The organism is Streptomyces sp. I05A-00742 (assembly GCF_013055795.1).
Taxonomy (GTDB): domain Bacteria; phylum Actinomycetota; class Actinomycetes; order Streptomycetales; family Streptomycetaceae; genus Streptomyces.
In genome coordinates this window covers 46,479-52,878 of sequence record NZ_JABETO010000039.1, presented here as the reverse complement: position 1 = coordinate 52,878, position 6,400 = coordinate 46,479, and the positions used below count along the sequence as shown (strand labels likewise).

6 protein-coding genes are annotated in these 6,400 nt (G+C 71.5%); 2 read left to right on the top strand and 4 right to left on the bottom strand.

Translation table 11 applies throughout. The features are described 5' to 3' along the window. From HN013_RS26945 to HN013_RS26935, 3 genes are all read right to left on the bottom strand, one after another. Positions 1-154: ArsA-related P-loop ATPase (locus HN013_RS26945; protein WP_283247705.1), on the bottom strand; the 154-nt coding region annotated here is incomplete at its 3' end. Between the two features lie 78 nt (positions 155-232). Next, positions 233-682 carry an SRPBCC family protein gene (locus tag HN013_RS26940; protein WP_171170688.1) on the bottom strand — a complete coding sequence of 150 codons (450 nt, stop codon included), beginning with the start codon at positions 680-682 and terminating at the stop codon, positions 233-235. 74 nt (positions 683-756) lie between these two features. Next, complete coding sequence (locus tag HN013_RS26935) at positions 757-1,545, bottom strand: metallophosphoesterase (RefSeq protein WP_171170686.1); 789 nt, start codon at positions 1,543-1,545, stop codon at positions 757-759. 266 nt (positions 1,546-1,811) lie between these two features. Between HN013_RS26935 and HN013_RS26930 the strand changes: the two genes are divergently transcribed. After that, positions 1,812-3,608, top strand: coding sequence for a long-chain fatty acid--CoA ligase (locus HN013_RS26930; RefSeq protein WP_171170684.1), 1,797 nt, complete (start codon positions 1,812-1,814; stop codon positions 3,606-3,608). A 214-nt stretch (positions 3,609-3,822) separates the two neighbouring features. On the opposite strand, the gene HN013_RS26925 is transcribed toward HN013_RS26930, so the two are convergent. Next, on the bottom strand, positions 3,823-5,073 hold the full coding sequence (locus HN013_RS26925) for a glycosyltransferase 87 family protein (protein ID WP_171170682.1): 1,251 nt from the start codon (positions 5,071-5,073) through the stop codon (positions 3,823-3,825). Between the two features lie 164 nt (positions 5,074-5,237). Between HN013_RS26925 and HN013_RS26920 the strand changes: the two genes are divergently transcribed. After that, positions 5,238-6,380, top strand: coding sequence for a glycosyltransferase family 4 protein (locus tag HN013_RS26920; protein ID WP_171170680.1), 1,143 nt, complete (start codon positions 5,238-5,240; stop codon positions 6,378-6,380). The last annotated feature ends 20 nt before the right edge of the window (positions 6,381-6,400 follow it).

Here is a 6,400-nt window from a genome sequence, read left to right as displayed (position 1 = left end):
CGAGCGGGGTGCCGAGCGCGGCGTCGGGGGCGGGGCCGGGGTCGGCGGTGAGCAGCAGGACGCGCCGCCCGGAGCGGGCCGCGGCGAGGGCGGTCGCCGCGGCGACGGTGGTGCGGCCCGCGCCGCCGGGACCGGTGACGAGGACCGTACGCAAGGGTGGAGCCTCCGGCAGGGGTCGGGATCAGGGCGTCGGAGTCAGGACGTCGGGGTCAGGACGTCGAGGTCAGGACGCTCAGGACGCGACGACGGTCTCGACGCGCTGCTTGAGGCCGGCGAGCGCGCGGTCGATGATGACCTTCTCCGCCTTGCGCTTGATCATCCCCAGCATCGGGATCTTGACGTCGACGGTGAGCTTGTAGGTGGCCTCGGTCCGTCGGCCGCCCTCCAGCGGCGCCAGGCTGTACGAGCCGTCGAGCTGGCGCAGCATCGCCGACTTGACCAGGGACCAGGACACGGTGTGCGTGTCCGGCCAGCTGTACGCGAGGGTGTGGTCGTCCTTGATCGCGCCCGCGTCGAGCACCAGGCGCACCTTCGCGGCGCGGCCCTTCTCGTCCTTCTCCAGCACCTCGGCCTGCTTGACCTCGCCGGTCCATTCCGGGTAGCGGTCGAAGTCGGCGATCACCGCCATGACCTCGGCGGGGGTCGCCTCGATCGTGATGCTCGAGCTGGTGTGTTCCGCCATCTGTGTGGCTCCTCCGTGCCGGTCCGGCCGCCTGTCTCTGCTGTCTGCCGCTGAAGGCTACCTCCCGCGGTGCGTCACCACTCCATGGCCCAGGGTGTACCGGTGGAGGCGAAGTGCCCTACGTTGACGCATTCGGTCACGCCGACGCGCATCCGGCGGGCCAGGGGCTGGTGGACGTGGCCGAAGAGCGCGTACCGGGGGCGGGTGGCCCGGATCGCCTCCAGCAGGGCGGAGCTGCCGCGCTCGAAGCGGCGGGCGACCGTGTCGTAGCAGAGTTCGGGCAGGTCGGGCGGGATGTGGGAGCAGAGCACGTCGACCTCGCCGAGCGCCTCGACCTTGGCGGCGTAGACGTCGTCGTCGATCTCGTAGGGGGTGCGCATGGGCGTCCGCAGGCCACCTCCGACGAAGCCGAAGACGCGCCCCCCGATCTCGACGCGCTCGCCGTCCAGGACGGTGGTGCCGGGGCGGGCGTATTCCGGCCACAGCGGCGGGAGGTCGACGTTGCCGTAGGTGGCGTAGGTCGGAGTGGGGAAGGCGGCGAAGAGTTCGGCGTACTGCTTCCGGACCGCCTGTTCGACGGCGGCGCTGCGGTCGATGCCGTCCCAGAGCCGCCGCCCGAACTCCCTGGCCTCCTCGAAGCGGCGTGCCGTGCGCAGCTCGACGAGGCGGTCGGCGTTCTCCGTGCCGAACAGGTCGGGGAAGATGCCGCGCGAGTGGTCGGCGTAGTCGAGGAAGAGCACGAGGTCGCCCAGACAGACGAGGGCGTCGGCCCCGTCACCCGCACGGGCCAGATCCCGGGCATTGCCGTGCACATCGCTGACCACATGAACCCTGGTGCCCCGCCTGACCCGTGTACCACGCATGAGTAGCACCCTAGGTCGCGGCCCGGCCCGGCGGAAGGGCCCCGACCTGCGGTTACTTCCGGGTCACCGGAGGGAGCGGCTAGGGTGCCGGGAGCGGTCCCGAGGCATGTGACGCACAGAACATCTGGGCGTGACCCTCTATTCGAAAGCTGTACTGGTGGGTAACGTCCGGGCCGTCCTTCACCCTGCCCGCACACATGAACCGCAGCCGACGCAGCGCCCCTCGACGACGCGGCGGCGCCGGCGCCCGACGAGGAGCAGCAGTCTTGCGCGAGTTCAGCCTTCCGGCCCTCTACGAGGTCCCAGCAGACGGAAACCTGACGGATCTCATCCGCCGGAACGCCTCGCTCCACCCAGATGTCGCGGTCATAGGGCGCAAGACCGGGGGCCAGTGGCAGGACGTCACCGCGGTCGAGTTCCTGGCCGAGGTCCGCGCCGCCGCCAAGGGCCTGATGGCCTCGGGCATCAAGCCGGGCGACCGGGTCGGCCTGATCTCCCGCACCCGCTACGAGTGGGCGCTGCTCGACTTCGCCATCTGGAGCGCGGGCGGCGTCACCGTCCCCGTCTACGAGACCAGCTCCCCCGAGCAGATCGAGTGGATCCTCGGCGACTCCGGCGCCGTCGCCTGCCTCGTGGAGACCGACGCCCACCAGGCGGCCGTCGCGTCCGTCCGCGGCGCGCTGCCCGGGCTGAAGCACATCTGGCAGATCGAGGACGGCGCCCTGGACGCCCTGCGCACCGCGGGCGAGGGACTGACCGACGAGGAAGTCGACGAGCGCAGCTCGCTGGCCGACGCGGACACCCCCGCCACCATCGTCTACACCTCGGGCACCACCGGCCGCCCCAAGGGCTGTGTGCTCACCCACCGCAGCTTCTTCGCCGAGTGCGGCAACGCGGTGGAGCGGCTGAAGCCGCTGTTCCGCACGGGTGACTCCTCCGTGCTCCTCTTCCTCCCCGCCGCGCACGTCTTCGGACGGCTGGTCGAGGTCGCCGCGCTGATGGCCCCCATCCGGCTGGGCATGGTCAGCGACATCCGCAACCTCACCGACGACCTCGCGGGCTTCCGCCCGTCCCTGATCCTCGGCGTGCCCCGGGTCTTCGAGAAGGTCTACAACGGCGCCCGCGCCAAGGCCCAGGCGGACGGCAAGGGCAAAATCTTCGACAAGGCCGCGGACACCGCCATCGCCTACAGCCGGGCGCTCGACACCCCGTCCGGCCCCTCCTTCGGCCTGAAGCTCAAGCACAAGGTCTTCGACAAGCTCGTCTACGGCAAGCTCCGCGCCGTCCTCGGCGGCCGCGCCACCCACGCCATCTCCGGCGGCGCCCCGCTGGGCGAACGCCTCGGCCACTTCTACCGCGGCATCGGCTTCACCGTCCTGGAGGGCTACGGCCTGACGGAGTCCTGCGCCGCCACCGCCTTCAACCCCTGGGACCGCCCCAAGATCGGCACGGTGGGCCAGCCGCTCCCCGGCTCAGTGATCCGCATCGCCGACGACGGCGAGGTCCTGCTCCACGGCGAACACCTCTTCACCGGCTACTGGAACAACGAGAAGGCCACCGCCGAGGCCCTGGAGGACGGCTGGTTCCACACCGGCGACCTCGGCACCCTCGACGAGGACGGCTACCTCCGCATCACCGGCCGCAAAAAGGAAATCCTCGTCACCGCCGGCGGCAAGAACGTCGCCCCCGCCGTCATCGAGGACCGCATCCGCGCCCACGCCCTCATCGCCGAATGCATGGTCGTCGGCGACGGCCGCCCCTTCGTCGGCGCCCTCATCACCCTCGACGAGGACTTCCTCCCCCGCTGGCTCGAATCCCACCACAAGCCCGCCGGCCTCACCCCCGCCGAACTCGCCGACGACCCCGACCTCCTCGCCGACGTCCAGAAGGCCGTCGACGACGGGAACGCGGCGGTGTCCAAGGCGGAGTCGGTACGGAAGTTCCGCATTCTGCCGGGGCAGTTCACGGAGGAGTCGGGGCATGTGACGCCGTCGCTGAAGCTGAAGCGGAATGTTGTGGCGAAGGATTTCGCGCACGAGATCGAGGCGATTTATCACGGGTAGGGGGTGGGTGCCCCGATCCCTCCCTTTCACCGTTTCTGCGGGGGGTGCCCCGCGCCCCCGAAACCACGCTCCGCGCGGTTGTCCTCAAACGCCGGACGGGCTGAGATAGCCCGTCCGGCGTTTGAGGACAGCGCGCGCAGCGCGCTTCGCGGGGGTGCGGGGGCGCAGCCCCTGCAAGAAACGGTGAAAGGGCGGGACCGGGGCACCCCCGCCGTCAACCGGACACAAGCTCCGACGCCCGCTCAGCCGGAGGCTCCTGCTCCCCCGCCGCGGAGGGCGGCACATTAACCGTAGCCCTCCAAAGCCGCCGGCAAGCAATCACCGTCGCCACCACCAACAACGCATTACGCAACGTCAACGTCGCAACCCCCAACTTGTCGCTGGCAATGACATGCTGAAACCAGATCGGAAACTCCAACTGCGTCAACGGCGCAGCCACCAGCACCAGCACAATCGGCAACCCCTGCCGAGTAGACCGCACCGTCGCGCACACCGCCGCCAGCCCGATCAACCACACCACATACTGCGGACTGATCACCCGACTCGTCGTCGTAAACAGCAGCACCGCCGTGAACGCCGCATCCGACGCCGTACAAGCAGTGAAAGTCCGCGCCCGCAACCGCCAGAGCAACAGCCAGCCAAAGGCGAGCAGACTCAGCCCCAGAGCCAGCGCACTGACGGCATGGACATGCCGCCCGAGGAACTCGACGGATCCGTAGTGCAGCCGGGCCCGTCCATGCCACCCGAAGTGCCGCCCGAGGTGGAAGACCAGCGAGCCGAGCGACTCGACCTCGGTCCCCCGGTCCCGCTGGAAGGTGAGGAAGGCGAGCGCCCCGGGCATGGCCGCGGCGAAGAACATGACCAGGACCACCCCCGTGACCAGGGCGGAGCTCCAGGCGGACCGCGTCCGGGGCCCCCGCTCCACCCCGGCGAGCAGCAGGACGGGCCAGATCTTCAGCAGGGCACCGAACCCGGCGAGCGCCCCCGCCACCCGGGTGCGCCGGCCGAGCGCCAGCAGACCGGCGACGGCGACGGCGGTCACCATCACGTCGTACCGGGCGTAGACGATCGGCCCGAGCAGCGGCACGCCGATCACCCAGACCCACACACCGCGCCGGTCGCGGCGCCCGCCCCGGACCGCGTACAGGAGCATCGCGAGGATCGCGGCGTCCGCCACCCAGCACACCAGGAAGAAGGCGGGGGCGTAGTCGAGGAACGGCAGCAGGCCGGGGGCGAGCACGGCGAGGGCGGCGGCGGGCGGGTACTGCCAGGTCACGTCGTCGTAGGGGAAGACGCCGGTGCTGAAGACGCCGTACCAGTTCTTGTAGATCACCTCGATGTCGACGGCGACGTCGGAGCCCGGCATGTCCAGCACGCGGAACACGCAGAGCAGCAGGACGGCCCGGGTGACGGCCCACGTCGTGATCAGGAGCCGTAGCCGTGAGCCCGTACCGGAGCCCGCCATCGTCCACCTCGTCCCATCGGGGCGCCACTCACCGTAGGTGCGCCGTCACTGCAAGGCATGATGCCTGCACAGGGGGCGGTCCGCGGTGACGTGCGGCGTCGTGGCGCCATTGCCCCCCGATCGCCGTCGATCGGGTCCGGACGCACCGGGTACTGTCGGCGGCGATGCACAAGACCCTGATCGTCACCAACGACTTCCCGCCCCGGCCCGGCGGCATCCAGGCGTTCCTGCACAACATGGCGCTGCGGCTGGACCCGGCCGACATCGTCGTCTACGCCTCGACGTGGAAGCGGAGCCGCGAGGGCGTCGAGGCCACCGCGCGCTTCGACGCCGAGCAGCCGTTCCGGGTCGTCCGCGACCGCACGACGATGCTGCTCCCCACCCCGCGGGTGACCCGCCGGGCGGTGGGCCTGCTGCGGGAACACGGCTGTTCCTCCGTCTGGTTCGGCGCGGCGGCCCCGCTGGGGCTGATGGCCCCGACGCTGCGGAAGGCCGGGGCCCGGCGGATCGTGGCCACCACCCATGGGCACGAGGCGGGGTGGGCCCAGCTGCCCGCCGCGCGGCAGTTGCTGCGGCGCATCGGCGAGGGCACCGACACAATCACCTATCTGGGTGAGTACACCCGCTCCCGGATAGCGAGCGCCCTCACGCCGGAGGCGGCGGGCCGCATGGTCCAACTGCCGCCCGGCGTGGACGAGAAGACCTTCCACCCCGCCTCGGGCGGCGCCGGGGTCCGGGCCCGGCTCGGCCTGACCGACCGCCCGGTGATCGTCTGCGTCTCCCGGCTCGTCCCCCGCAAGGGCCAGGACACCCTGATCCGCGCCCTGCCCGCCGTCCTCGCGCGCGTCCCCGACACCGTCCTGCTGATCGTCGGCGGTGGCCCCTACGCCAGCGACCTGCGCAAACTCGCCGACGAGACCGGCGTCGCCGACTCCGTCCGCTTCACCGGCCCGGTCGACTGGGACGAGCTCCCCGCCCACTACGGCGCCGGCGACGTCTTCGCCATGCCCTGCCGGACGCGCCGCGGCGGCCTCGACGTCGAAGGGCTCGGCATCGTCTACCTGGAGGCCTCGGCGACGGGCCTGCCGGTGGTCGCCGGCGACTCGGGCGGCGCCCCGGACGCGGTCCTGGAGGGCGAGACCGGCTTCGTCGTACGCGGCGACTCGGCCGCCGAGACCGCGGACCGGGTGGCGACGCTCCTCCTCGACCCGGAGCTCCGCGCCCGCATGGGGGCGCGGGGACGGGCCTGGGTGGAGGAGCGCTGGCGGTGGGACCTGCTGGCGGAACGCCTCCAAGAGCTGCTGTAGACACGCGGACGCCGGGCGCC

Excerpts from the sequence above, each read along its gene's own strand:
- HN013_RS26940 (WP_171170688.1), bottom strand. The coding sequence starts at position 682 with ATGGCGGAACACACCAGCTCGAGCATCACGATCGAGGCGACCCCCGCC.
- HN013_RS26935 (WP_171170686.1), bottom strand. The coding sequence starts at position 1,545 with ATGCGTGGTACACGGGTCAGGCGGGGCACCAGGGTTCATGTGGTCAGC.
- HN013_RS26925 (WP_171170682.1), bottom strand. The coding sequence starts at position 5,073 with ATGGCGGGCTCCGGTACGGGCTCACGGCTACGGCTCCTGATCACGACG.
- HN013_RS26920 (WP_171170680.1), top strand. The coding sequence starts at position 5,238 with ATGCACAAGACCCTGATCGTCACCAACGACTTCCCGCCCCGGCCCGGC.